Source organism: Streptomyces siamensis, assembly GCF_039543605.1.
Lineage (GTDB): Bacteria > Actinomycetota > Actinomycetes > Streptomycetales > Streptomycetaceae > Streptomyces > Streptomyces siamensis.
Window position 1 is genome coordinate 391,979 of the sequence record NZ_BAABKB010000021.1, and the last position, 26,402, is coordinate 418,380.

Sequence of the window (26,402 nt, forward strand, 5' to 3'; positions counted from 1 at the left end):
CGGAACCAGCAGTCTTGGGACGGAGATTCATCGCCGGTCGCCTCTGGGACTCCGGGAACCGAGCAGCCCGAAGAGCGCGACTCCACCGGACCTCGCCCAGCCCGATTCCAGGCCCTTTCCGCAGTCCGTGCCGACTGGTCGGACGGACTCCTCCGAGGAGGCAGGGAAACCTCCCACGCGGGACGATCTTGGCTGATATACGCTTCGCCTGACTTGTTCGAACAGTCCGGCGATTCCGTGTCACCGGATACGTTCTGCCCGGGGGGGCATTCCTATGACTTCGCAGTCCCGCGCGGTGCTCGGCATCGCGCTCACTCCCGTTCTCGCCCTGGGGGCCGCGGCCCCGGCCGCCGCGCACACCGCCGCCACGGCCGCGACCACCGGCACCAGCGTCGCGGCCACCGGCATGGCCGCGACCGCCGCCGGCACGGCCGCCGTGGATACGCGTGCACCGGGCCCGTGGGGCACCCGCACCTTGCATGCTGCGAACCCCAACCCCGTCTCCGCCTCGGGCGGCCTGAACGACATGGTCTCGGCGGGGAACGGCGCCCTCGTCTCCCTCACCGGCGACGGGCTGTCCCGTTCCACCAGGATCCGGCCCGCCGGCAGCACCAGCTGGCTCGCCCCGCAGACCTGGCCGGACGCCGGCGGATACAACACCGAGCTGGTCTCGCTCGGCGACGGCTCGGTGCGCCTGGCCTGGCGGGCCAAGCGTGCCGACGACCACAACAACTACTGGCTGAAGGTCGCCACCCTCACCCGCGGCGCGACCGCCTTCTCCGAGCCCGAGTACGTGGCCGCGGTCCCCGAGAAGGGCTACCACCACCTCGCGGCGACCCCCGACGGCCGGCTGGTCGCCGTGTGGTCGGTCTCCGGCGTCGTGAAGGCTGCCGAGAAGACCGGCCCCCAAGCCGCATGGACCGCCCCGGCCGACCTCAACGCGCAGCCGCCGTCAGGCAGCCGGGACATCTCCAGCATGGACCTCGCCGTCGCCAAGGACGGCAGCGCCCTCCTGGTGTGGCAGTGGCAGTCGAGCAAGGCCGTCGTCGCCCTGGAGAAGGCCCCCGGCGCGACCGCCTGGACCGTGGTCCAGAACTTCCCGGTCCCGGGTGTGGACCTGGCGCGCCCGAAGGTGTTCGCCGCGCCGCAGGGCGGCTTCGACGTGTTCTACGACGACCTCGCGCACCTCATGCACACGCGCCGGTCCGCGGGCGCCACGCAGTGGAGCACTCCGCGGTCCGCCGCCAACTACGGCAGCACATACGGAATGACCGCGCCCGTCCACCTGCCCAACGGCGACCTCTTCGTCGCCGGCGGGCCCGGCTACTCGACCGGTCCCTGGTACGCGGTGCGTTCGGCCTCCACCGGCGTCTGGCAGTCGTACACGCAGACCTTCTCCACGCACAAGAAGGTGCGTGCGATCGACGCGGTCGCCACCTCGGGCGGCACCGTCACGGTGACGTGGCGGGAGGGCTACTCGGGCGAGGAATACACGATGGCCGCCGTCTTCAAGGGCGGTACCTGGTCCGCCGCGCGTCGGCTGAGCGCGACGAGTGCCCAGTCCACCGGCGTGCCCCTGGTGGCGGCCGACGCGCTCGGCCGCCCCGTGGTGGTGTGGGACGAGTACAAGCTGACCGAGACGAACGCGATCGCCCTGAGCGGCGTCTACCAGGCCACCACCACCAGCCGCACGCTGCCCAAGTGGCGCGACTACACGGACGACGGCAAGGCCGACCTGTTCGGCCGGGACAGCAGCGGGCTGAAGGTGTACGCCGGCGACATGACGAAGCTGTCCGCGGGACAGCGTGCGAGCAGCTGGCCGACGGGCACGCTGGTGCTGCCGTTCGGTGACCTCGACGGCGACGGCTGCAACGACGTGTTCGTCCGGTACCCGCAGGGCGAGGCGCGCGTCTACCAGACGATCTGCGGCGGGCTGCCCGACCAGCAGTCGTCCCACGTCAAGGTCTCCTCCGACTGGAGCAGCTACGACGCGGTCGTCTCGCCCGGCGACGTGACGGGCGACGGCCGGGCCGACCTGATGACCCGGTCCGCCTCCACCGGCAAGCTGTACGTGTACGCGAACAACGGCGCGGGCGGCTTCAAGGCCCGGACGCTCGCCGGGTCCGGCTTCGGCGGCTACAAGAGACTGATCGCCGCAGGGGACCTCAATGGCGACGGCAAGAACGACCTGCTGGCCATCGACGCGTCGAACGAGCTGTGGCGGTTCAACGGGACCGGCACCGGCACGTTCAAGCCTCGCTCGCTGGTCTTCAAGGACTGGGGTACGTCCTACAAGGACGTGGTCGGTGGACTGGACCTGTCCGGCGACGGTCGAGCCGACCTGATCTCGCTCGACAAGGACGGCCACGCGTGGCTGAACCGGGGCAACGGCCAGGGCGGCTTCAGCAACCGGTCGCAGGTCGGCAAGGCCACGAACTGGTCGGGCATCCGCATCTCCTGACGACGTCGGTCCGGCGTTCGGCGGCCGCTCGGGACCACGGGGCCCCGAGCGGCCGCCTTCGCGACCGGTTCCTGCGTGGGCCTTTCCTCGGCGTACGCGCGCCGCTCCACAAAAGGGCGGGGGCGGCGTCGAAGGCGGGCTGGTGAGGAAAGTTTGGTAAGTCGCTGCACGAGGCCTTGCTTGTGAAGCATTCTGTATCTCCCTGATCGCGTACTTCCGCCACACCTGTGCGGTGAGGCGGTCGGCTCGATGTGGCCGCTTCCGGTGGGAGGAGTTGCGCCGGAAGAGTCATCGATGCAGGTCAGGGGCTGAAAGAATGGTGAGTTCGGGGGCGAGCGGCGGTGCGGTGTGGCGGGGGTACTCGAGGGCTGGGCTGACGCCGCGGACAGCCCCGGCAAGGCTGTCGGCCGGCGGTTCGGGGAGATGGCAGAGGCGGCCACCGCGGAGGGGAAGGTCCTCGCCTTCATGCTGCGGGAGGTGCTGGAGCGCCTGTCGTCCCTGGGCCTGACCCAGCGCGGGATCGGCGAAGAACTCGGCGCAGGCTTCAGCAGTTCACAACTGTCCCGGATGGCTTGTGCGGCGAAGATTCCGACGCCGGAGCAGTTGGAGAGGCTGCTCCTTCTGGTGGAGGTGAAGGTAGGGCAGCGTCTGCCTCCGTCCGCGCGCGAGCAGTTCGAGGCCGCGAACCTGCGGGCGATGCAGGCGATGAAGTCGGACGTGCTCGGGATGCTGACTGCCCAGCAGGAGGCGCGCCAGTACCGGCGGCAGGCTGAGGAGGCGCAGGCAAGGGGCGCCGTCGTCGAGAGGAACCTCGAGCGGGTCCGGCGCACCCTGGACAGCCTGCGGAAGGAACTCCAGCGGTCCAGAGCCCGCGAACTGCAGCTGTCCAGGCCGGCGCACGAGCCTGAGCTCGCGGCCCTGCGTGCGGTGATCGCGGACCTGGAACGGAGTATCGCCGGGCTGACCGACCAGGCCGAGCAGCTGCGGGGTCAGATCCGGCTCTACCAGGCCGAGTTGACCGACGCCCGGCAGGCGCTGGACGCGCAGAGAGCCCGCGCTGTGGAGGCGGAGCAGGCCGCGGCGCGGGACCGCGACCGGCGGGAGCGCCTGGGAGAAGAGGTGTCCGTACTGACGGACCTTCTGCACCAGGCGCGGGCCGAGCTGGCTGAACTCCAGCGTGAGCACGAGCAGGATCTGGCCCGTGCGGATGTGCTGGCCGAGGCCGAGGCCGTGGTGGAACGGGCCAAGCGGGCTGCCCAGCAGCCGGAGCCGGCCAGGCATGGCGCAGCAGGGCCGGAGGGCGATTCGGAGGGGGAACCAACTTCCCCGCCGGGCCGGACGGAAGCAGATCAGGCGCGAGAAGCCGGGCTCTCGGCCACGCCCGCAGAGGTGGCGGCCCGGATGCTGGCCCTGCTGGAGACGCGGGACCGGGACGCGGCCGACGCCCTCCTGGGTGCCGTGGCCGAACGCACGGTGGTTGATGTGGTCGCCGCTCTCGACGCACTCGGCGAGGCGGGCTGCTACCGGGAACGGGAGCAGCTGACCCGTGCGTGCGCTTCCCGGCCCCCGGACGCGGTCGTCGCCCTCCTCCTGGCTCTTCATCACGCCGACGCGGCGTCCGAAGCGGGATGGCTCCTGGACGAGACGGCCCGCACCGCGACATCCAACGTGAAAGACGTGGTCACGCTGCTTCTTGAGCACAGGGAGCGCGCCTATGCCCGCAGACTGCTGGACAGCGCAGTTCCGCGCGGGTCGATCGCCGATGTCATCGCACTCATCGAGATCCTCGAGCAGGCCTGGCCCGGTGAGGCGGAATGGCTGGTGCGTGAGACCGTCGCACAACGACGCACGAGCGATGTGGTGACCGTGGTGTCCCGCCTGTCGGCGCTCATAGCCGAAACCGCCGTGCAGGAGCTCTCGACGAGGTCTGCGAGCACCGTGGCCGGCGCCCTGAGCCTGTTCGCCGTCCGAGGTGAACAGCGCTGGGGCGCCAGGCTGGCGGAGCATGCGGCGGGCCGTCCCCCTCAGGACGTGACCGAACTGGTCATTCTGCTCGACGAAGACGTCAGCGAGGTGGAACGGGACTGGCTGCTGGACGCCTACCTTCACCAGCGGGCCGACGAAGCCCTGGTGCTGCTGCAGCATCTGACGGAGCCGCGGCACGGGAACACCGCGGCGGCGCGGACGCTGATGCGGAAGGTGGGGGAGCGAGGAAACCCTGCTCAGGTCGAGGAGGTCGCGGAGTACGCCCAGAAGCAGGACCTGCCGGTGCGGGACGTGTTGGACGGGACGGTACACCGGCATCCCGAGGACGTCTGGGCTCTGCTCGCTGTCCTGGCCTATCGCGACACGGATGTCGCGCGGCAACTGCTGCGGCTGGTGATGACCGGCCTTGCCGTACCTGCCGCCGCCGATGTGCTGGAGCGCTGCCTGGAAAGCGGGCTCGGTTCGCTGGACGTGCTGGCCACCGTAGCCGCATCCGTCAGCCGTCTGGACACCGTCGTCCAACTGGCCGACGTCCTCAAAGAGCGTGGATGGCTCCATGACGTGTCCGATCTGCTGAGGAAGGCGGGCACGTCTGCCGCGCAGACGCCCGAAGCGCTGGCCGACGTCCTGCAGTCAGGGGTCGCTACGTGGGCCCTCGCCCCGCTCCTGACCGGTGTCACCGATCTCCCACCACAGGACTTCCATCGCGTCATCGGCGTCCTTACCGCCCGTGGCTGGGACGGCTATGCCCGGCTGACCCTCGAATACGGACCAGAGCCGCAACGGATTCCGGACCTGGCGCGGTACCTGTCGGAATCCGGCATGCCCGACTACGCCACCGCTCTCTGCAACCGGCTGGTGCGCACGGCGTCACCCGAAGTTCTCGCTGCAGTGATCGCGTTGGCCTCGGCCACGACAGCCGACGAGATCCTGCTTCTGGCCGCGCCGAAGCCGGCCGCCTACCTCGCTGAGCTCGTCTCCTGGCTGGCGCGCCGCGGCTGCGGGCACCACATCCTGACCCTGCTGCACGGCGTCGGCCTCGGGCCGGGCGCTCATTCCCGTGAACTCGCCGCCCTGCTCGCGGAGTCGGACAGGAATCGCCAGAGCACGTGGCTGTTCGGACAATCGAACCTCATGCGCCGGCCAGGAACCGAGCTTCCGCCGGCCGAGACCTTTTCCGAAGCGGTGGACGCCGCCCGCAGACTCTTCAGCGCCGACGATCCCGGCGCGTCGGTCAGCATCCTGGACCGTGCCATCGCCGCCGACGAGGTAGGTCCGGAAGAGATCGCGGACAGTCTTGACGCAGACCTTCTGGGCTTCTACCTCGATCATCATCTCGTGCAGGGCGGCGATCTCGCCCATCACCTGCATCCGGACAGCCCGCAAGCCCTGGCTGCCTACCTCAAGCGGTTCCCGCCCGGGGCGGCGTTACGGCCCCGGGTGATCCGACTGGCCGCACTCCACACGCCTGTCCAGCAGTGCCACGCCCTGTTCGCCGCCCTGCACGTCCGTGCCGACGCCGAGGAGATGACGCAGGCCTACCGAGCTGCGGCAGGGCGCCCCAGCAGCGACGTCGCCGCGATGGTGCGAGCACTGAGGAGCCCGGACGCCGGTCGGGCCCGTCTCCTCCTGCGCGAGGCGCTCGCGCACCATGCCGTCGAGGACCTGTCGGTGCTCCTGCCGCTCGCTCTGGCACACGACGCGGTCGCAAGCCGCGAAGAGCTCGAAGCCCTGGTGGCCGAACGTTCCACGGACCCAGCCGCAGCCGAGGCCATCCATGAAGCGTTCGCCCCCCGGTTCGCTCCGGTGTCGAACATCGCCGGCAGCAGCCGCCCCGTCGGCTACTACCTGCAGGACCCGTCGGACACGACCGTCTGCTACTGGGACGGAGACTCCTGGACCGGCGACCGACTTCCCCTCACCGACACACCAGGCGCCCGAGCCACACTCCAGGCACAGGCCCTGGAGATCGAACAAGCCGACCGCCCCAGCGACCGTGCCCGCCTGAGCCGACGTCTGGCTGCCGGCTACAGCTACATTCTGGGCCCCGAGCACAAGCACACGCTGTCGGCCCGGCACACCTACATCTACTGGCTGGGCCAGGCAAGCCGCGTCGACCAGGCACGCAAGGCCTGCGAACAGCTGATCGCGGACTGTGACCGCATCCTCGGTCCCGACGACGAGTTCACCCTGCTGGCACGCCACAACCACGCGGAGTGGACGGGCGAGGCACACCATGCCGAAGAAGCCTCCCGCCTGTACGCACGACTCGCCATGGACCGCGTCCGCATCAACGGTCAGGACCACCGGGACACGCTCGTCATCGCCGCCCGCCAGGCCGTGTGGGCTTCGCGGGCAGGCATACCGCAGGCGTCGTTCCTCCTGAACACGAGCATCACCAAGCTGAATGCCGCGCTCGATGCGGAGCCCGGGGCCGCGTGGGCACTGATGCGCCGCGGGGGAGTCCTGCTGGAAGCCTGTCTCTACTCCGAGGCGATTGCCGACTTCACCGGCGTTCTTCGTGCCGAGCCCAAGAACGCCTGGTGCCTGGCTCATCGCGCAGAGGCCCACCGCGAGTACAGCAGCCACACCGAGGCGGTCGGCGATTTCACGGCCGCGCTCCGCGTCAACCCCGAATACGCCTGGGCGATGGCACGGCGAGGCGAGGTCCATCGCGAGGCCGGCCGCTACGCGTCGGCCGTCACCGACTTCACCGACGCCCTTTCCCTCGCCCCTGATGACGCCTGGGCGTTGGCCCGTCGGGGCGAGGCCCACCGGGAGATCGGCCACTACGACGAGGCGATCGCCGACTTCACCAGGGCCCTCGGGCTCCAGCCCGATGACGCGTGGGCCCTGGGCTCGCGAGGGGAAACGCACCGGCAGATCGGGAACTTCGACCAAGCGATCACCGACCTCACGGCGGCGATCGACCGTGAACCCTCCCTCGCGTGGGCGTTCGAGTGCCGCGGGCAGGCGCACCGTCAGGTCGGCAGCATGGATCAGGCCATAGAGGACTACTCCGCGGCCATCCGACTGGATCCCGAAGACCCCTGGAGCCTCACCCAACGGGGTGTCGCACACCGGGAGATGCAGAACTTCGCGCAAGCCAGGGGAGACCTCGAACGCGCCCAGGCGTGCTCACCGACGCCTGACTCTCCTGGCCTGACCTTCGAACTCCTACTGCTGGACACACTCACCACGGACTTCACCTCATGCGAACAACGGTGGGAAGCGCTCCTCGACTCCTCCGTCGCGACACGAACATCGGACGCGACCAGGTTCTTCGCCCTGTTCAAGTCGCTCCTACTGGAACCGAAGGACCACGTGCCGGAGGCGACGCGCACCTTCCTCACCCAGGAACCGGACCAGGACACCCTCACCGACCTCGTCCACTACCTGGCCGAACTGTCCACCATGAGTGAGGAGATCGCCGAGCAAGCACGACAATGCGCCCGGCTGATCGTGGAACACGACTCCAGTCGGCAGACACCATGACGGCCACGCCCACCCACACTCGGGCGTCCGCGGAAGCGGCCGTGTGCGCACGCCGGGGCAGCCGTCGGTGGCGTGCTCCGTGTGGCACGACGCCCTGTTGTCGTCCTACCTGTGCCGCCGTGTGCGGGCGTGGCGCACCGTCACGGCACCTCAGGCGCGGGAGAAGGAACATCGCGCATGTGGCGCAGCGGCGAGCAGAACACGAACCAGCCGGCCGCCCAGGAACCGATGAACGCCAGCCAGAGTGCGGGCCGCACCCCGATCAGCGTGCCGAGTACTCCGCCGAGGACACCGCCGATCGGCAGCGTGCCCCACACGACCCAGCGGACCGCCGCGTTCATCCGGCCCATCATCTCGGGCGGTGTCACCGATTGCCGGTAGCTGAGCTGGGCGACGTTGTAGACCATCCCGGCGAAGTACGCGATGCCCCAGCCCAGCGGGAACAGCAGCACTCCCCAGCCCTGCCAGGCCGCCGCGGCGATGACCTGCGGCGCGCTGAAGACCAGCATCGACACCCAGATGATGCGCGCCGAGCCGATCCTCTTGGCGAGCCGGCCGGCGAACACTCCTCCGGCGATCCCGCCGATGGCCGCGCCCGCCATGACCAGCCCGGTCAGCGCGGGACGCACGTGCAGCACCCGGATGAGGAAGACCATCGCCAGTGCCGAACTCATGCCGCTGAACAGGTTCGCGGTGCCGGTGCATGCCACGACCTTGCGCAGAATGCCGTGCCCGAACACGAACTTGAGTCCCTCGGCGATCCGGCGCCGCAGCGTCTCGTCCGCCGACCGTGCCGGCGGCGGCACCTCCCGACTCCTGATCCCGACGATCGACAGGGCCGACACCGCGTAGGAGACCGCGTCGGCCGTCATCGCCCCCGCGGCGCCGAACAACCCGATCAGCCCGCCGCCCAGACTCGGACCCCCGAGCTGCGCGAACGCCTGGGTGGTCCCCAGCTTGCCGTTGGCGCTCATCAGGTGATCGGCGGGTATCAGTGACGGCACATAGCTCTGGTACGACACGTCGAAGAACACCGAGCACACACCCGCCGCCACCGCGACCACGTACAACTGCGCCATCGTCAGGACGCCGAACGCGGCCGCCACCGGAACCGAGCCGATGAGCACCAGACGCAGAAGGTTGCAGGCGATCATGACGGAACGCTTGGCGGCGCCGTCCACCAGCGCACCCGCAGGCAGCGCGATCAACGCGAACGCCAGTGTGGTGGCCGCGGTCAGCAGTCCGACCTGGAACGTGCTCGCCTCGAGCACGACGACGGCGAGCAGCGGCAGAGCGACCTCGGTGACCGCCGAGCCCATCTCACTGACCGTCTGACCGCTCCACAGCAGCAGGAAGTCCCGCTGACGCCACAAACTCGGAGCGTCGGTCTCCGACCCGGCATCCCGCAGATCCTTCGCTACTTCCGTCACAGCGCCAACTCCGCTCTCAGACTCCGACCGCGGCCCGGACTGTACCGCTGATCATGAACACGCGGACCTGGTGTTCTGGGTTCTCCCCGACATGTCCCGGCCTCGCGCCTCGGCGAGAGGCCTTTGCCAGGAGGGCTGCGCGGGAGTCCTACTGCACAACGCAATGGCCGCCGCCTGAACTGGTGTGCATGACTGCCTACTTGTCGGGCTCGGACTCGGGTACGTCCAGTGCCGCGCGACGGTGTGCGAACGCGAGCACCGCGCCCATCCCGGTCAGAGCGGCCAGCACGCCGAAGCCGTACGTGAGTGTGGCGAGCGAGGCGACTGCGGCGACGAGCAGGGGCCCGCCCGCGTCGCCGAGTTCGCGGCCGAGTTCGGCGGAGCCCATGGTCTGGCCCAGACGCTCCTGCGGGGTGGACGAGGCCAGGGAGGCGAAACCGAGCGGGGTGATCAGTCCCGTGCCGATGCCGATGAGAGTGGCGCCGAGAAGGAGGCCGGTCAGGCCCGGCAGCATCGCACAGGCCAGCCCCGCGGTGGTGACCAGCAGGCCCGCCGCCAGGCCGCCGCGCATGCTGAAACGCCCGTCGTCGAGGGCGCGCCCGGCACGTGGCTGGGCGACTGCCGAGCAGGCGGCGAGCAGTGACACCGCGGCCCCGGTGGCGACTGTGCCCAGGCCGGCGGTGCGGCCGGAGACCGGCAGGAAGCCCACTCCGACCGACAGGGCCGCAGTCGCCGCGGCGAGCGCGGCGGTAGGGGCGAGGAAGGCCGGCTCGGCCAGCCGCCGGGCCAGGTCCAGCACCGTCTGCCGGGCCTTGGGCAGGGGTGGGACGACGGGAACGGCGACCGCGGCCCAGACGGCGACCGCCGCACCGAGGACGGTGAGGACGGCGAACAGCAGGCGCAGCCCGCCGGCCCACACCAGGACACCGCCGAGCAGCGGGCCGAGGGTGTAGCCGATGGACTTGTAGAAGCCGTAACTGCCGAAGGCGCGACCGTGTTCGGCGGCCGGATTGAGCCGGGCGACGAGGGCGGAGGCGGACGGTGAGAAGGCGGAGGCCGCGGCGCCCTGCCCGAGACGGGCGGCCCACAGCAGGCCGGGGCTGTCCGCGACGACGTACAGCGCGGAGGCGGCGGCGAAGGCGACCAGTCCGCCGAGCAGGACAGGCCGGGCTCCGATCTTGTCGGCGAGGGTGCCGAAGACGGGCTTGAGGAGCACCTCGGCGCCGTCGTAGAGGGCGAGCAGGCCGCCGAGGACGAGCAGGGAGGTGACCGCGTCGTCGGCGCCGCTGCCGAGGCTGGCGGCGATGCCGTGCGCGCCGAAGGCGGTGGTGAACCCGGCCGCGTACAGCGGCCACATCTGCCGGGCCGGGGCCGTCTGCGCGCTCACCACTACTCCTGTGAGGTCCGGTGCAGGGCGGCGAAGACCTGCTCCGCGCAGTCCTCGCAGGCCGTGGCGGACCGCTTGAGCCGCTCGCCGGCCCCGGCCGCCTTCGGAGCGCCGGCTTCTTGATTCGACACAGTTGGAATGTAGCGCCTGTCACTTGCGTGTCCGGGCGGGTGGGCGGAGCCCTGCCCGAGGACGCGCCGTGCAGGTGAGCAGGCCCGGCCCGCTCGTGTGGGGATGGGGTCGCGTGCAGCTTCTGCCCAGCGGGTCAGAGGGACGTCAGCCAGGCTCTGGTGTGGCGGGGACGGCCGAAGCGCAGCGTGTCGAGCGGGGCGAAGCGGGGGTCGCGGACACGGCGCTCGATCTCGCGGTGCCGGGGCTTGTGTTGGGACCACGCCCACCGGACGGGGTGCTCCCGGCTCAGCCAGTCCGTCCAGGTTTCCCTGTTGCCGCCGAAGAGGACCTCTCGTGTGGCCGTTCGCCGCAAGGAGCGGCGCAGGACACGAGGCATCACGACGTGTCTGGGGTAGTCCAGCCAGATCACGGTGTCGGCCTTGCCCCAGAGAAGATCACGAACTTCCGGATATCCGAGGGAGTCGATGATCCAGCAGGAATCGGCGGCGATCCTTGAGACGTCTTCGACCAGCTTGTCGTTGACGGTCCAGTCCGGGCCGTTGAAGTACAGCGCGTCCATCTCGTGGTACGGCACACCCAGTTGACCGCTCAGGGCTCGAGCGAGTGTGGATTTGCCCGCACCGGTGACGCCGACCACCAAGATCCGTCCCACGGGCACACCCTATCCCCGGTGTCCTGAGAGCGGCGCTCCTGCCCTGCCGGCACAACTCGCCGAGCGACGGCACTTCGGAAGTACCACGGGTCCGGACGGAGTCGTACGCGTGTCTGGCCGCGCGCGACGACACTCGCCGCGTGCAACCAGCTGTGGTGACCAGCGAACGACGACCCCGAGGCCAAGGCGGAGCTGCTGCGCCGCCAGATGGCGCACTTCCAGCCCGACGGCGACCACGCCCCCATCGACCCCGACCAGCCACCGTACGGACGGATGCTCTCCGGCATCCGCGGCCTGAAGCTGGAAGTCACCGACGTACGGGCCAAGTTCAAGTACGACGACCACAAGCCCGTCGAACACCGCACCGCCGTCGCCGGCCGACTCACCGCACGCAGCCAGGGCCTGGACGCGCCCGCCGCACATCAGCAACTGCGCCGCCTGGACCGCATCGGCCCCTGGAAGTCCTGACCCGACGCCGCGCACACACGCAACGGCACCTGGCCCGCGCCCGCCCTCCAGGTCGGCACGCTCGGAGGCTTCGCCCGGCGGTCAGTAGCGAGCGGGGCTGGCCTGAAGGAGGGGGGAGACGACGGTGTCCCGGCCGTCGACGGTGGCACCGGCGAAGGCGAGCATCGCGGCGAGGGTCCTGTTGTTCTCCGCGGGGAAGTCGAGGGTGGGAGCCGAGACCTCGTCGAGGGTCGCGCGCTGGGCTTCGGTGAGGGTGATCGCGAGAGCGTCGAGGTTGGTCTCCAGTTGCGAGAGGCGCCGGGCGCCCAGCAGCGTCGATGTGATGCCGGGACGATTGTTCACCCAGCTCAGCGCGACCGCGGCCGGGCTGGCGCCGACCTCGGCGGCGACGTCGTCGAGTGCGTCGATGACGACGTGGTCGTCGGCGCTCGGAGTGCCGACCAATGCTGAGCGGGCGGAGTCGACCGGCCCCGTACGGGCGCTCGAGTACTTGCCGGACAGGAAGCCGCTCCTCAGAGGGCTCCACGGCAGCACACCCATACCCTTGGCCCGGGCCAGCGGAATCAGCTCACCCTCGGACGAACGCTCCAGGAGGGAGTACTCCAACTGAAGCCCGATGATGGGGGCCCAGCCCCGGAACTGTGCGAGAGTGGCCGCCTCGGCGGTTCGCCAGGCCGGCACGTCGGAGAAGCCGATGTAGCGGACCTTGCCACTGGCCACCAGGTCGTCCAGCGTCCGCATCGTCTCCTCGACGGGCGTCGCGGGGTCGAAGTTGTGCAGCCAGTAGATGTCGACGTACTCCGTCTGCAGGCGGCGCAGCGAGTTCTCGAGCTGTTGCACGATCCCCTTGCGCCCGGCCCCGCCGCCATTCGGGTCCTTCGCGTACAGGTTCCCGAAGAACTTCGTGCCGATCACGACACGGTCGCGCAGCGAACCCTTCCCGGCGAAGTAGTCGCCGATGATCTTCTCGGAGTGCCCGTTGGTGTAGATGTTGGCCGTGTCGACGGAGTTGCCGCCGCGCTCCAGATAGGCCGCGAGGATGTCCTTCGACTCGGCAGGGCTGGTTCCCCAGCCGTGATCCTCGCCGAAGGTCATGGTGCCGAGGGTGAACGGACTGATCCTCAGCCCCGAGTGGCCGAGCGTGACGTACGAATCAAGCGACATGATGGAACTCCGATGTGTCGTGCCAGAGGAATCGGCGGGGCGGATCTGCCTCGCCGCCGGATGCCTCCATCCGACCACCGACCTCGTCGCAGCCCTAGATCAATGCGCTCACGTCGATGCACGATCCGCTCAGGTTCGCCGGAATCGTGTTCCGTCCGGAGATGGTCGCGTGGTTCGATGAGCCGGTGGACAAGCTCGACGAACTGGGCGCACAGATCAGCAGGCTCGCGCGGCGCAACGCCCCGCCGCAATGGATCGACGGGGTGCAGGTGTTCGCCACGGACCGTGTGACCGAGCCACTGGGCATGGTCACTGAGCCCTGCATGGCCTTGATCGCCCAGGGGGCGAAGCGATCCGTCCTCGGTGAGAAGATCTTCGACTACCGGGCCGGCCAGTACCTGGTGGTCACTCTCGACCTGCCTCTCACGTCACAGATCACGCACGCCGACACGGCAGAGCCCTTCCTCGCCTTCGGGCTTCCCCTCAAGCCTGCGGTGATCGCACAACTCCTGCTCGACGCCGGCACCGCTCCCGGCACGGGGAGAACGAGGACCACGGACGCGGGCGTCGCCATCGCCACGGGCGACGCAGGCGACGAACTGATCGACGCGGTCGTCCGGCGCCTGCGTCTTGTCGGCAACCCCGTCGACCAACGGGTCCTCGCACCCGCGATCGAGCGTGAGATCCACTGGAGACTGCTGACCGGCCCCCAGTCGGCCGTCGTCAGGCAGATCGGACTCGCCGACAGTCGGCTCTCTCTCGTCGCCCGCGCCGTCCGCCGGCTCCAGGCACACTACGCCGACATCGTTCGGATCGATGACCTCGCCGCGGAGGTGGGGCTGAGCGTCTCCTCGTTCAATCGGCACTTCCGGGCCGTCACGGCCATGAGCCCGCTGCAGTACCAGAAGCGGCTCCGCCTCCAGGAAGCCCGCATCCAGCTCATCGCCAACCCCCACGACATCGCCGCGATCGGGCACGCCGTCGGCTATGACAGTCCCTCCCAGTTCAGCCGCGAATACAAGCGCATGTTCGGCGCGCCGCCGGGCCAGGACGCGGCCAGACTGCAGAGCGCGGTGCTGCCGGCGGGGTAGGAGCGGAGCCCCCGGGAGTGTTCGTAGCCTCGCCCAGGCCTGCACGCGCTTCGAAGAATCCATGGGTCGAGAAGTCGATGAATCGCGGTTTGCCGGTGGTTCAGCAGCACGGTCGGGGGTCGGCCGGTGCTGCTGTTCGGGTCTCTGTTGTGCCGGGGAGTGCCGGGGGCTACTGAGAGGCTCCACGCTTGGAGCGCTTGCCCTTTCGGTTGGTCGTCTGGCCGAAGAAATACCCGAGCACGAGCAGGAAGCTGTTCGACACCGTGGTGGTGATCTGGGTCTGGGTGAACATGGCGATGATGAGCGAGACGGCGAGGAGGAGCAGGAGGATCGGACCGATCAGGCCGGCGACGGTTTCGCGTTCGAGCAGTGACTTGTAGATCTCCGAGCGGCGCTCCTTCAGTTCCACATCCAGGCGCATCTGGGCAGCGCGTACCTCGGCTGTCCGCTCCAGTGCCTTGGACTCCTTGTCGAGTTGCGCGCTCAACTCCTTCTCGGCGGCGAGGCGATCGTCGATCAGGGTGAGGACCTGCTCCTTGAGGTCGCTGTCCACGACGTTCTCCAGGACGTCTCTGCGCACCGATGCCAACTGCTCTTGGGGGCGCAGTTCCTTGATGCGTTCAAGGAGCAGCCTCTTGCGCTGCAACAGGAGCGGCATGATCCCAAGGGTCACGTGCCCCTCGGACCCGCTCTGGGTGATGATCAGACCCGCTTCAGCACTCACCTTCGCATGGAAGACACCGAAGGATTCGGGATGCGCCATCGCATCGTTCACGCGCTCCAGACTGGCCTCGAGCTCCTCGATGCTCTGCTCTCGAAGCTCACGACGGCCAAGGCCCAGGCTGTCCAGCTGGGGGCCGTACACGGCTTCGGCCAGCCTCTCCAATTGCTCTTGGAAGCTGACGCTTGCCGCCATTGCTGCCTGGGTCGCTCGTCCCATGTCCCCTCCGTGGCCGTGCGCTTGTACCGCCCGCCTGGCACTGTGCCATCTGCTCTCGCGTGCCGTGACGGTTTCGGACTGGGCAGGCGCATCCGGATTGCCGTCTGTGCGTGGGTCGTTGCGGGCAGGCTGCGGCCGAGGCATGCCGCCGTACGAGGCGGCATGTGTTGCTCATCCGGCTGGTCACCTCGGAAGAGGGTTGCCGGCGTATGCGGGGGAGCAGCAGGATCGGCCCCGTGCTGCTCGTTCAACCAGCCAATGCCGCACTGATGTTGGCCCGGTAGGTGCGCAGTGCCCGCAGTGAGGCGGTGTAGCGGGCGTGGTGGCGGGCGATGTCCGCGGCTTGCTTCTGTGCGCGTACGGAGTGCCAGAGTTCGGCGGTGTGGTGGCGGCGCTTGCAGGTGACGTCCGCTACGGCGGTGGCCCGCTCCCGCTGTGTGTGCCGGGTGTTGCCGTCGCTCGCCCGCTGCCAGGCGCTGTCCGTGTACGCGGCGGCGGGATCCGAGTAGTGGGTGAACCCTTGGTCCGCGACGCAACGGGACCACACCGCCCAGGCCTCACGCAGGCGCGGATCGCGCTTCACGGCCTTGTCGACCTCGATGGCGCGTCTGCCGGCGTAGAGCCAGTCCTGCTTGAGGTCGATGCCGCGCATCAGGCGTTTGTTCGCCTCGGCGTTGCAGGCGGGCCAGTCGGCATACTCCTCGTCTGTCATGCGGCGACCCTCGGGCCGGGAGCCCGGGTGCTCGGCCGGGTTCCAGCCGTAACCCCAGCGGCGAGCGATGTCGGGGTCGAGGACCCCGTAATCGGTGCTGACCGCGGTGGCGATGATGGGGTCGTTGGGGTAACGGGGGTCGAGCGGGAAGCCGGGGTGGCCGCGGTGTGCCATGCACTGCCGGACCAGCAGTGCCGAGGCCTGCTGGGACCGCTGGTAGTCCTGCGGTGTGTAGTCGTAGCGGTCGGCCGGCAGCGGGCCGAGGTCCGAGGCCGTGCGGACGACTGCCGCGTGCTCCGGTCCGGAGGCACAGATCGCCGCCAGCACCGCCACTCCCGCCGCGACACCCGGCCGCCACCCCCGTCTCGCCATGGCCACGGATGCTAGCGGGCGGCGTGTACCCGTCCGAACGCGGCCCCCGGCAGGCATCGTCGGGCTCGGAGACCGGCTCCTCGTGCCCACCGTCGTACGGCTTCCCGCCGGACGCACGACAGGATGGCGAGCGAGGCGACGTCGATCTCGTGGAAGAAGCCGGCGACGCCAGGCATAGATCGTCCAGGGTCCGCGCGTCCTTGTGTGCGTTGGACAACGGGAGGGCTGATGGACCCGCAGGACCACGAGAGATTCGAGGACTTCGTCGATGCCCGGTGGAGCGCTCTGCTGCGGCTGGCGAATCTGCTGACCGGCGGCGACCGGCACGAGGCCGAGGATCTGGTGCAGATCGCGCTGATGAAGGCGCTGGGCCGCTGGCGACACATTGACGACCCGGAGGGTTATGTACGCAAGGTGATGTACCGGCAGCAGATCAGCCGCTGGCGGCTGCGTCGCCCGCACCGCGAGGCGACGTTCGCCGCGCTGCCTGAGGATCAGGGTGTCGCCGACGGCACGGCCGCCGCCGATCTGCGGATCACCGTGGGCCAGGCGCTCGCGCGGTTGACCGCACGGCAGCGCACGATGCTGGTGCTGCGCTATTTCGAGGACCTGTCCGAGACGGAGGTGGCAGGCGTCCTCGGCTGCTCGGTGGGCACCGTGCGCAGCACCACCCATCGGTCGCTGGCCCGGCTGCGCAGTCTCGCACCGGAGTTGGCCGCCCCCGCTCAGGCCGCAGTCGCAGCCCCGAGCCACACTCTGCCGAAGGGAGCCCACACATGAACGCCGATCAGCTGGACCACGCGATCCGGGACGTCCTGCACAGCTGGACCCCCGACAACCCGATCGCTCCCGCGGGCATCGCCGACCGCCTTGTGCGCCGCCGTCGACGACGCATCCTCGTGCGCACCGCCGGCGCGGCCCTCGCGCTGACCGGGATCGCCTTCGGTGCGGCCTTCGCCACCGGTGCCGGCGACGACGGGGCGCAGCGGCCGGCTTCCGGGGTGAGCAAGCAGAGCACCCTGCTGTGGCAGACGACCTTGCCCGCCGCGTCCTGGGACGCTTGCACCACCGGCCCTGGTGCCGTCTACTGCCGCGGTACCTCGTACGACGGCATCGGCGTCGACGTGCGTACCGGAAAGGTCGAGTGGCAGCAGAAGGCCAAGGATGCCCACGGCGGCAGCGCACCGGCCGGATCGCTGCCCGGGGTCCGTGGCGGCATCCTGTACACCTACGCCGATCACGCTCCTGGCGCGCCCAGAGCCGGCACCGACCTCGTCGCCCTCGACATCGCCAGCCGGCGGGTCCTGTGGAAGCACGAGCTGGCCGACGACAGCCGTGACCGGTCCGACGCCGTGCTGTTCGACGGCAAGGTCCTCGCCAACTCCCCGACGTTCAAGAGCGTGGCCGCATTGGACGGCAGGACGGGCCGGACGCTGTGGACGCACTCCTGGAAGAAGGCCGACTGCGACCGGACCGCGGTCGGCGGCGTCCCCTACCTGGTGTGCTCGCCGGACAGTGAGAAGGCTCCACAACAGAGCACCGTCGTACGGTTGGACCCGGCGACCGGCAAGCCGCGGACGGTCGCGACCGTCGAGGGCCCGGCGGCCTTCATCGGCACGGACAAGGATGCCGTGCTGCTGGGCGCCCCAGCCGGCGGGCAGCAGTCCTTCAGTGTTTCCGGGCCCGCTACTTTGACCCGCGTCGACCTCGGCTCGGGCAAGGTGTCGCAGTACTCGGTCGACGGCATGCCGATGGGCGTGGTCACGGACGGCATCATCCTGGCGTCCGGCAGGCACGACAACGTCGTCGCGTACTCGGCCGACAACGGCAAGCGACTGTGGTCACGCGACCTCGGGCTGACACTGCGCAAGGAGGCAGGCAACCCCACGATGCGGGAACTGGCCTCCGCCGCCGCGGTGGATCTCAGCGGCAGGGTGGCCTACTACCTCGATCCGAGCGGACACCTGGTGGGCCTCGACCTGGACAGCGGCGCGGTGCGCTGGCGCGGCCAGGTGAAGCTGCCGAAGAGCCCGGTGACGGCAGGCATCGCTCCGGAGCTGATGGTCCACGCACACGGTCTCATCGGTCAGGTCGGTGGCCAGCTCTTCCACATCGAGCCCGTTCTGCCCAAGGCGGGTTCGTAGGCAGGGGCAGCCGCAAGCAAGGCCGCGCGGGGGACCGGTAGCAGGACCGGCCCCCCGCGCGGCCGCGGTGTGCTGCCTGTACCTGCGCTCAGTGGTGCTCGTTGTCGTTGAGCCACTCGGCGAGGACGGCTGCTTCGCTGTGTTCGGCGTCCTTGGTCGCGGTCAGGAGTGTGACCTTGTCGTGGGCCGCCAGATCCCGGAGTTCCCGTACGGCCCGCTCGTGCTCGGGGTCGCCGAGTTCGGCGATGTAGCGGCGGCGGAACTCGGCGAAGCGTTCGGGGTCGTGGTGGTACCAATGACGCAGGTCGGTGGACGGCGCGACCTCCTTGAGCCACTCGTCCAGGTGGGCGGCTGCCTTGCTCACACCGCGTGGCCACAGACGGTCGACCAGCACACGCTTGCCGTCCTTGGATGTGGGCGACTCGTACACTCTGCGATAGAAGATCTGTCCGGCCATGACACAGCCCTCCGGATCGTTCGGCAACGGTGGTCGAGAGCCTTCATCCCATGAAAACGCATGCCGCGGCCGGTGGCGCCCGGGCCCGATGTCGCCCTGCTCCATGGCGCGACGTGTGTGAGCCGGTCGGCGCCGGCTGTCATGGTGAACAAGTGGGCGGTCGCCTGACTTTCCGGGCACGCGGAGGGTGACATACCTGCCCCTTTGCAGGCGAGGCGGGGCCCTCGTCACCCCTCTTCATCACGGTATGGCATACCGACCATTCAGTTTGCCGAAAGCCTTCCGTGTTTCGCATACCTATGAGTAGCGTACGTCGCCACCCCCCCACTCCCTGCGGTCCGCACGGGCCCTGAGCCACGCAAGGAGCACGGGATGACGTTCTCGTCCCCCGAGTACCAACCAGGCCATCGGCCGCCGCCGCACGACTCGTCACTCGCTTCATCCCCCTCGTACGCCGCCTATCCCCGGTACGAGTCGCAAGCGCGTCCGGAGTTCGAGAGACACCGGGTCCGGCGCGACCAGGCACAGGGCCGGCACAGCGATCTCGGCCTCCTGCGTGGCGCGTACCGCTGGCAGCGTCGTGTGGCGACCTTCACGGCGCTCGGGTACTTCACGCTCTTCCTGTTCCTGTCGGCGTTCACGCCGTCGCTGACGACGGCCACCGTTTCGGGCGGGCTCACCACGGGGCTGCTGCTCGGGTTGATCCAAGTGCCCGTGACCTGCCTGGCGATCGGCCTGTACGAGTACACGGCGCGGCGGAGTGTCGACCCGATCGCCGACCGGATCCGCCATCAGTCGGAACCGGGAGCCAGGCGGGAGGCCGTGCGATGACGGGATTCAGCAGTTCGGCGCAGGCGATGTCGCTGGTGGCGTTCACCACGGTCGCGACGATCACGCTGCTGCTGTGTGTGATGACGGGACCCGACCGTGACGATCTCGACGAGTTCTACACGGGGTACGGGTCGCTGTCGCCGATGCGCAACGGGCTCGCCATCGCCGGGGACTACATCTCCGCGGCGACGGTCCTGTCCACGGGTGGCGTCATCGCGCTGTTCGGGTACGACGGTGTCGTCCTGGCGTTGAGCACCGCGCTCTCCCTGATGCTGCTGATGTTCCTGCTGGCCGAACCGCTGCGCAACGCGGGCCGGTTCACCATGGGCGACGCGCTCGCACGGCGGATGCCCGGGCGGGCGGTGCGCATCGCCGCGTGCGCGGTGACGATCACGGCGTTGGTGCCGATGATGCTGATCCAGCTCGCCGGCACGGGCGACCTGCTGGCGTTCATTCTGGGGTTCTCCAGCGACTCGATGAAGACGGGCTGCATCATCGGAATCGGCGCGATGATGATCAGCTATGCGGCGATCGGTGGCATGAAGGGCACGGCTCTCATCCAGATCATGAAGATCGTGATGCTGCTCGGCTCCGGCGCCGTCGTCGCCGTACTGCTGCTGCGACGGTTCGACTGGGACCTGGGCGCGCTGTTCTCCGTGGCGGCACGGCGCAGCGGCGTGGGAGACGCCTTCCTGCACTCGGGGTTCGAGTTCGCCGACGGGAAATATCCTCGGCTCGACATGATCAGTTCGCAGCTCACCGTCGTCCTCGGCGGAGCCTGCCTTCCGCACGTCACCATGCGCATGTACACCGCGAACAGCGCTCACCAGGTGCGCCGGTCGATGTCCTGGGCGGTGACCTGTGTGGCGATCTTCGTGCTCATCATCACGGTCATCGGCTTCGGAGCGACGGCGCTGGTCGGCCGTGCCGCGATCGCGGGCGCCGACCCGACGGGCAGGACGGCGTATCTCCTGGGCTCACGGGCCGCATTCGGGACGGACGTGTCGAACGTCGAGACCTTCCTCTTCACCACGGTCACGGCCGCGCTCTTCCTCACCCTCCTCGCCTCGGTCGCCGGGATGATCCTGGCCTGTGCCAACTCCCTTGCACACGACGTACTCGCGGGCCGAAGGAGGACGACGACCCCGCAACGGGAAATGACCTACGCCCGGGTGTCCGCCGTGGCCGTGGGCATCCCCACCATCCTGCTGGCCACCTTCGTCCAGCACCACAACCTTCAGCCACTGGCCCTGCTTGCCGCCTCCATCAGCGCGTCCGCACTGGCACCCGCCCTGGTCTACAGCCTGTTCTGGCGCCGATACACACGCCTTGGTCTCATGGCCACCCTCATCGGAGGCACCGTCACCACCGTCGTCCTCATGATCGGCACGAATCTGGTCTCCGGCTCCCCCTTCGCTTCCTTCCCCGGCGCCGATTTCAACTGGTTCCCCTTCACCACGACAGGGATCGCGTCCATCCCGCTGGGCTTCGCCTACGGGTGGCTGGGGACCGTCGTCTCCGGTCGGCGCAAGGCGGACGAGCAAAGGCGACAGTACGAAGCCGTCGAAGGCTGGATCCTGGCGGGTGCCGTCCGGAAGGGACCCTGAGGCATGACGGGTGGCGCAGCCCGAGGAACGGTGGAGCCTGGGCTGCGCAAACCGGTGAGCGGGTCCCTGCGGCCGAGTGTCACCCGGGCTTGACTCTCACGTCGCCGGAGACCAGCCGGACGGCGTCACCCCCACGCCGGACGTCCTGCGTGACGAGGGCGAACAGGTCTGCTCTCCCGACTCCCTCATGCCCGTCGTCGAGGACGAGGGAGTCGACTCGGTCTTCTGGTTCACCTTCGCCGCTGACGGCGGTTGCCGTGATGCCGCCTCTTCGCGCCCGCGCAGCACGCGGCCGGCTCGGGAGCCTCAGCCGAGGCACACCACGAGCAGGCAGATCTCGGTCGGCGATGTGGATATCAGGGCAGGGCTGCTGGTCTGCGAGCCGGACGAGTCCGTGCCGTGGGCGGTCGTGGGCTCTGACGACTGCTCCGTCGTCGTGCCGGGACGGTCCGGTGCGGTGCTGTCGGCCGCGGGAGCGGTGCTCTGCGGCTGCGGTGTCGATGGCGCGGCCGGACGGGCCGGAGCGGTGTTGTCCGACCGGACGATCGGCAGCGTCGCTCGGGGCGTCGCCGAAAGGGACTGCTGTCGCGGGGCGTTGGTCGTCGCCGGCTGAGGCAGGGAATGCGCGGGGGACGAGCGGCGAGCGTCCTGTTCGGGGGCCGCCGTGGATGGCGGCCGGTTCTGCCCGGGCGGCTGCTCTTGCGCGACGTCCATGGTCGGGTCGTCCGGCGCCGTGGCTGCCTGCGTCCGGTCGGTGGAGTGCCGGTCCATGGCGGCGACGGTCAGACCGCCTCCGAAGAGTGCGACGGCGCTCGCGACCGCCGCCCTGCGCTTGTTCTTCTTCCAGCGAGCCAACTGGCGACGCCGCGCCGCCCGCCCCTGCTGCAGGGGCGGCATGCTGTCGGCCTCGGCGGCCGGGGAGTACGGGACCACATCGTCCGAGGGGCTGTCGTACCAGGCGCCGGCGCCCGTGCCGGCGCCCGTGTCGGCCCGGCGGGCCGTCGCAGCCGGTGCGCCGCCCGTCCTCGCCGGGGCCAGTCGGATGCGGCCGTCGGCGGTGCGCGGGGCGATGTCCGGGGCGTAGGCGCCGCACCCGGGACACACCAGGGCACCGTTGAGGTGCCGACGGCACGAGGAGCAGTAGTCCATATGTGGTTTTCCGGTCTTCCTGGGTCGACTGCGCTGGTGGCCCGCGCGGGCCACGGCCTGGTCACATGTGCACAGGGGATCGAGCGATCAGTCACGCTAACGGGCCTTTCGAGACGCTGTGTGCAGCCTGTGTGATGCTCCTGCGTGGGTTCCTTGCGCCAGGAGGGGACGGAGGGACGTATCCGCGCAGAGTCACCTCCGGCAACGCCCTGCGCCGCTGTGGCTGACCACCCGCGGCGGCACTGTCGCTGTCGTCCATGCGTGGCTCACGCGGGGAAGAACATCGCCCTGAGGTCTTGGATCCTCGGTCGAATTCGGTGATGTCGACCCGTGGATCCGCACCGTGACCGGGCCGACACATGCCGTTGAGCCGAGCGCCGCCGCTGGGGTTCGACGCGGCTCGAGGGGCCGTTCCTCGCGGGGTGACCGGGATTTGTCCGTTCCTCTTTGCCGCTGCTCATAGGCGCTTCTCTCGGCTGGGTCAAGCCCCGAGTTTCCGGAGCGTGACCCAGCCGGACGAATCCCGCCTACTGGAAGTGCGGGCCTCACCGGAAACACCGGAAAGAAAACGAGGCACCGAATCCAGTAAAAGCGTCTATCGATTATCAGAAGGAAAGTGCCATGAATCGCATGACCCGAAAGCACGGCAACATCCGTCCCAAGCGTCGGCTGAGCCTCGCCACGGTGGTGGCGTCGTCCGTCGTGATCGCCGGGGGCGTCATCCTGCCGGCCGGTGCCGCCATGGCAGCCCCGGCGTCCGAGGCGCCGGCCGCGGCTCCCGCCACGGGGCAGAAGGACAAGCACTACAAGTGCTACAAGCACCACAAGAGCTACAAGTGCAAGAGCCACTGGAGGGGCGGTCACCACAAGGATCACTGGAGCGACCACCACAAGGACCACTGGAGCGACCACCACAAGGACCACTGGAACGACAAGGACCACTGGAAGGACAACGACCCCTGGAAGGACGAGCACAAGGACCCGAAGGGCCCGAAGGACTCCAGCGACCAGAAGGACACCGACGATCCGAACACGAAGGGCACGGACGAGGCGACCGACGCGACCACGGAGGACGGGACCGCCACGGGCACGGACGAGGCGACCGACCCGAGCACGGACGACGGGACCGCCACGGGTACCGACGAGGCGACCGACCCGAGCACGGACGACGGGACCGGCACGGGCACCGACGAGAGTGCCGACGCGGCAGGCACCGATGATGGCGGCGGCGACATGGGTGGCAGTGACGACGGCGGCGGCGACTCGGGTGGCAGCGATGACGGCGGCGGCGACTCCGGTGGCGACTCGGGCGGCGATGGCGGTGGTGGCGAGTGACCGACCACCCGCTGACGGTCCGGACTGGTTGGTGACGACCGGATCGTGAGACTCCTGGCGAGGGGTGAAGGCCTGTGAAGGCCTTCACCCCCTTTCTCGTGGTCGTGCGACTTGGAAGTCGACGTCGGTGCAGCCTCTCCGCTGCGCGGTATTGGGCTGTTCGGTCATTGGGGCGGGATGTCGTGCCCGGCATCGGGAGCACTGCAGCTGTTCGGCCTGATCATGGAGTGTTCGTTCAGAAACGACCGGCGGAGCGCTTCGGGGCGCGGGGGCCGACATGTCGCCGCAGCCGCTGTGGGCTGCTCGTGGAATGCGTGCTGTGGGTGATGTGGTGAACTGGTTGACGTCGCTGCCGGCGGTGGTGCTCGTGGTGGGCGGGCTCTTCCTCGCCCTGATGGTCGCGGCCGGGGCGCGAGTCGGTGTGCGGGCACTGGTACCGGAGGCGGAGCGGGATCGGGTGCCGCCGATCGTCATGCCTCTGATGCCGACTCTCGGTGCCGCTTTCGCGATCTTCGCGGCCCTGTCGCTCGCCAGCGAGGCCACCTACTTGCGCACAGCAGAGGGGCTGGTGAGCGACGAGGCGGCCGCGTCGTCACGGCTGGCCTGGGCGGCGACAAGTCCGCGGGTCCAGTCGGAGCCGATCCATGCGGCCCTGGCGGACTACTTGAAGACCTCGCGTGAAAGGGAATGGAAAGGTGCAGCCGCGGCGTCCGGTGACGACGTGGCCACCGCTCGCGCGATCGCACAACTGGAGCGGACCGTACGCACCGAGGCGGCGCGACCCGAAGTGGGAACCACGGCAGGAACGGAGCTGGTGGTCTCCCTGGACGGTGTCACGAGCAGCCGGCGCGCCCGCGTGGCCGCTGCTTCGCGCGACGTTCCCGCGCTCTACGTGGTCACCCTCGTGGTCAGCGGACTGGCCTTGATCGTGAACTCCGGCGCGCTGGTTTTCCGCAGCAGTCTGCGGACGTCGCTGCTCATCGTGGGTGTGGCGAGCGTGGTCGGGCTGAGCCTGGCGTTGCTCTTCGCTCTCAGCGCGCCGTGGAGCGGGGCGTTCATCGCCAGCGGTCATCCGCTGGATGCCGTCATCACTGACCTGAGGTCCGGCTTCTTCGGCGGAGCGCGGTAGGCGGCGGGCGCGACACCACGGCCGCAGCCTCACCGGCGGTCGGTGAGGCTGGAGGGCCCCGATGGTGCCGGCGGTCGTCGCGAGGTCCCCCCTGCCCGTTCAGCCGGTGTGGAGGATCCGGAAGCGGTCGGGTTGTGCCGGATCCCGGTCGACGACCTGGACGGGCGGCCAAGCCCATTGCCAGACGCTGATGCCCGGCGTGCGGGTGAACTGGATGCGCCCGCGGGTGCCTTCGACGCTGATGTCCGGCCAGGATCCGGCAATCCGTGCCCGGTCCGTGCCGTGGGAGCGCAGGACATCGGTGAGGACGGTGACGGTGTCGTATCCCTCGAAGGCGACGAAGGAAGGTGCTCCTGCCAGTCGCGTGCGCAAGGCCGCCTCCACTTGTGTGCCCAGTGGGCTGAGTCGCTCCGGCAGGTAGCGCAGGAACGGGACGGCGGTGCTGTCGTCGCCCAGCAGCGCCGCCCACTCGGCGAACTCGGGTTGCCCGGCGGGAGCACCGATCGCGATGTCGGCGACGCGCTTGTCGCGGCGGACGGACTTGACGATCGGCACGGCCGGTTCCGGGTGGCCGACCAGCAGAAGGAGGGCTGTCGCGCGATGGTCGACGAGCGCGTCGCACAGGACGGTGGGGGTGAGAACGCGCATGTCGAACTCGGTGACGGTGCCGCCGCGCGGAGCGAGACGGTCTCGCAGAATGCGGGCCCCGGAGGTCCAGTAGACGCTCGGATCGGCCGCTACGGCGATATGGCTGTGGCCCGCGCCGAGGAGGAAGTCCGCGTAGATCTGCCAGCTGCGGGACTGCGCCGGGGCGAGGCGCGCGACCCATGGCGTGGGCCGGTCGGTGAGCGCGTCGAGAACGGCGGACGAGCACAGGAACGGCAGGCCGAGGGCGTCGGCCCTGGCGGCAGCGGCTCGGGCGACGACGCTGTGGTACTCGCCCACCACGGCGGCCACGCCCAGGCGGGCCAGTTCGTCGACGGCCGCCTCGGCCTTCTGGGGATCGGCCGCGGTGTCCCGGACCACGAGTTCGAGCGGTCTCCCGGCGATCCCGCCGGTGTCATTGACGTCGCCGACGGCGAGTTCGAGTCCGGCGAGCAGGTGGCGGCCGGCTTCGACCCAGCCGGGCCGGGTCAGCGGGACGAGAGCGCCGATCCGGACGGATGATCCGTCGGGCTGCTCCGCTCCGAGCGGCGAGGGCGGCGTGTTCATGCGGGGGCGTCTCCCGTGTGGCGATGCGGTTGCGGTGTGCCCGGGGCACAGGATGGCAGAGCCCGGTTGTACGCGTTCATCCCGTCTCGCGGTGGCGGGCACACCCGGTGATCACACCGGACATTGCATCCGCCGCCATCGCCCTCAGGCAACCGATTATGAGTTCGCTGAACTGCCGGGCTCCCGTTCCCCCTTGTCGCCTCCGAGGTCCGGGCCCCGGCAGGGGAGCACACCATGATCGCCCGGGC

The 26,402-nt window shown here is 69.6% G+C and carries 20 protein-coding genes; 10 read left to right on the top strand and 10 right to left on the bottom strand.

Annotated features, from left to right (window positions below; genetic code table 11):
- Positions 1-274 precede the first annotated feature (274 nt).
- Together ABEB03_RS26240 and ABEB03_RS26245 are read left to right on the top strand one after the other, a co-directional pair.
- Positions 275-2,461 carry an FG-GAP repeat domain-containing protein gene (locus ABEB03_RS26240; RefSeq protein ID WP_345654328.1) on the top strand — a complete coding sequence of 729 codons (2,187 nt, stop codon included), beginning with the start codon at positions 275-277 and terminating at the stop codon, positions 2,459-2,461.
- 423 nt (positions 2,462-2,884) lie between these two features.
- Positions 2,885-7,942: a tetratricopeptide repeat protein gene (locus ABEB03_RS26245; protein ID WP_345654331.1), complete on the top strand. Its 5,058-nt coding sequence runs from the start codon at positions 2,885-2,887 to the stop codon at positions 7,940-7,942.
- Between the two features lie 140 nt (positions 7,943-8,082).
- Here ABEB03_RS26245 and ABEB03_RS26250 read toward each other — a convergent pair whose 3' ends face one another.
- From ABEB03_RS26250 to ABEB03_RS26265, 4 genes are all read right to left on the bottom strand, one after another.
- Complete coding sequence (locus ABEB03_RS26250; protein WP_345654336.1) at positions 8,083-9,372, bottom strand: MFS transporter; 1,290 nt, start codon at positions 9,370-9,372, stop codon at positions 8,083-8,085.
- A gap of 196 nt (positions 9,373-9,568) precedes the next feature.
- Complete coding sequence (locus ABEB03_RS26255) at positions 9,569-10,729, bottom strand: MFS transporter (protein ID WP_345654778.1); 1,161 nt, start codon at positions 10,727-10,729, stop codon at positions 9,569-9,571.
- Positions 10,730-10,761: 32 nt separating this feature from the next.
- Entirely contained in the window at positions 10,762-10,890 is a 129-nt protein-coding gene (locus ABEB03_RS26260; RefSeq protein ID WP_345654339.1) for a hypothetical protein, read from the bottom strand.
- A 134-nt stretch (positions 10,891-11,024) separates the two neighbouring features.
- The gene (locus ABEB03_RS26265; protein WP_345654342.1) at positions 11,025-11,543 is read right to left on the bottom strand and encodes an AAA family ATPase; all 519 of its coding nucleotides are present in this window, start codon (positions 11,541-11,543) and stop codon (positions 11,025-11,027) included.
- Positions 11,544-11,750: 207 nt separating this feature from the next.
- Between ABEB03_RS26265 and ABEB03_RS26270 the strand changes: the two genes are divergently transcribed.
- Positions 11,751-12,011 (top strand): hypothetical protein, encoded by a 261-nt coding sequence (locus ABEB03_RS26270; RefSeq protein ID WP_425589299.1) that lies wholly within the window; start codon positions 11,751-11,753, stop codon positions 12,009-12,011.
- A gap of 81 nt (positions 12,012-12,092) precedes the next feature.
- Here ABEB03_RS26270 and ABEB03_RS26275 read toward each other — a convergent pair whose 3' ends face one another.
- Positions 12,093-13,175: an aldo/keto reductase gene (locus ABEB03_RS26275; RefSeq protein ID WP_345654344.1), complete on the bottom strand. Its 1,083-nt coding sequence runs from the start codon at positions 13,173-13,175 to the stop codon at positions 12,093-12,095.
- A gap of 263 nt (positions 13,176-13,438) precedes the next feature.
- Here ABEB03_RS26275 and ABEB03_RS26280 point away from each other — a divergent pair, with 263 nt between their 5' ends.
- Positions 13,439-14,266, top strand: a complete 828-nt coding sequence (locus ABEB03_RS26280) for an AraC family transcriptional regulator (protein WP_425589302.1) — start codon at positions 13,439-13,441, stop codon at positions 14,264-14,266.
- A 169-nt stretch (positions 14,267-14,435) separates the two neighbouring features.
- Here the strand turns inward: ABEB03_RS26280 and ABEB03_RS26285 are convergent, their stop codons facing one another.
- Positions 14,436-15,206, bottom strand: coding sequence for a hypothetical protein (locus ABEB03_RS26285; RefSeq protein ID WP_345654350.1), 771 nt, complete (start codon positions 15,204-15,206; stop codon positions 14,436-14,438).
- Between the two features lie 247 nt (positions 15,207-15,453).
- On the bottom strand, positions 15,454-16,290 hold the full coding sequence (locus ABEB03_RS26290; protein ID WP_345654353.1) for a hypothetical protein: 837 nt from the start codon (positions 16,288-16,290) through the stop codon (positions 15,454-15,456).
- 228 nt (positions 16,291-16,518) lie between these two features.
- Between ABEB03_RS26290 and ABEB03_RS26295 the strand changes: the two genes are divergently transcribed.
- Entirely contained in the window at positions 16,519-17,070 is a 552-nt protein-coding gene (locus ABEB03_RS26295; RefSeq protein WP_345654356.1) for a SigE family RNA polymerase sigma factor, read from the top strand.
- On the top strand, positions 17,067-18,434 hold the full coding sequence (locus ABEB03_RS26300) for an outer membrane protein assembly factor BamB family protein (protein ID WP_345654359.1): 1,368 nt from the start codon (positions 17,067-17,069) through the stop codon (positions 18,432-18,434). Before ABEB03_RS26295 ends, ABEB03_RS26300 begins: the two co-directional genes overlap by 4 nt.
- An 88-nt stretch (positions 18,435-18,522) precedes the next feature.
- Here ABEB03_RS26300 and ABEB03_RS26305 read toward each other — a convergent pair whose 3' ends face one another.
- Positions 18,523-18,891, bottom strand: coding sequence for a DUF488 domain-containing protein (locus ABEB03_RS26305; protein WP_345654362.1), 369 nt, complete (start codon positions 18,889-18,891; stop codon positions 18,523-18,525).
- Positions 18,892-19,263: 372 nt separating this feature from the next.
- On the opposite strand from ABEB03_RS26305, the gene ABEB03_RS26310 reads away from it, so the two are divergent.
- Together ABEB03_RS26310 and ABEB03_RS26315 are read left to right on the top strand one after the other, a co-directional pair.
- Positions 19,264-19,722, top strand: coding sequence for a DUF485 domain-containing protein (locus ABEB03_RS26310; protein WP_345654365.1), 459 nt, complete (start codon positions 19,264-19,266; stop codon positions 19,720-19,722).
- A complete protein-coding gene (locus ABEB03_RS26315; protein WP_345654368.1) occupies positions 19,719-21,329 on the top strand; it encodes a sodium/solute symporter in 1,611 nt (536 codons plus the stop codon). The genes ABEB03_RS26310 and ABEB03_RS26315 overlap by 4 nt, the downstream gene beginning before the upstream one ends.
- A 306-nt stretch (positions 21,330-21,635) precedes the next feature.
- On the opposite strand, the gene ABEB03_RS26320 is transcribed toward ABEB03_RS26315, so the two are convergent.
- Positions 21,636-22,478, bottom strand: coding sequence for an SCO2400 family protein (locus ABEB03_RS26320; RefSeq protein ID WP_345654373.1), 843 nt, complete (start codon positions 22,476-22,478; stop codon positions 21,636-21,638).
- A gap of 621 nt (positions 22,479-23,099) precedes the next feature.
- On the opposite strand from ABEB03_RS26320, the gene ABEB03_RS26325 reads away from it, so the two are divergent.
- Complete coding sequence (locus ABEB03_RS26325) at positions 23,100-23,813, top strand: hypothetical protein (RefSeq protein WP_345654376.1); 714 nt, start codon at positions 23,100-23,102, stop codon at positions 23,811-23,813.
- A gap of 277 nt (positions 23,814-24,090) precedes the next feature.
- Entirely contained in the window at positions 24,091-24,942 is an 852-nt protein-coding gene (locus ABEB03_RS26330) for a bestrophin-like domain (RefSeq protein ID WP_345654379.1), read from the top strand.
- A gap of 99 nt (positions 24,943-25,041) precedes the next feature.
- Here the strand turns inward: ABEB03_RS26330 and ABEB03_RS26335 are convergent, their stop codons facing one another.
- Entirely contained in the window at positions 25,042-26,154 is a 1,113-nt protein-coding gene (locus ABEB03_RS26335; protein WP_345654382.1) for an ABC transporter substrate-binding protein, read from the bottom strand.
- Between the last annotated feature and the right edge of the window lie 248 nt (positions 26,155-26,402).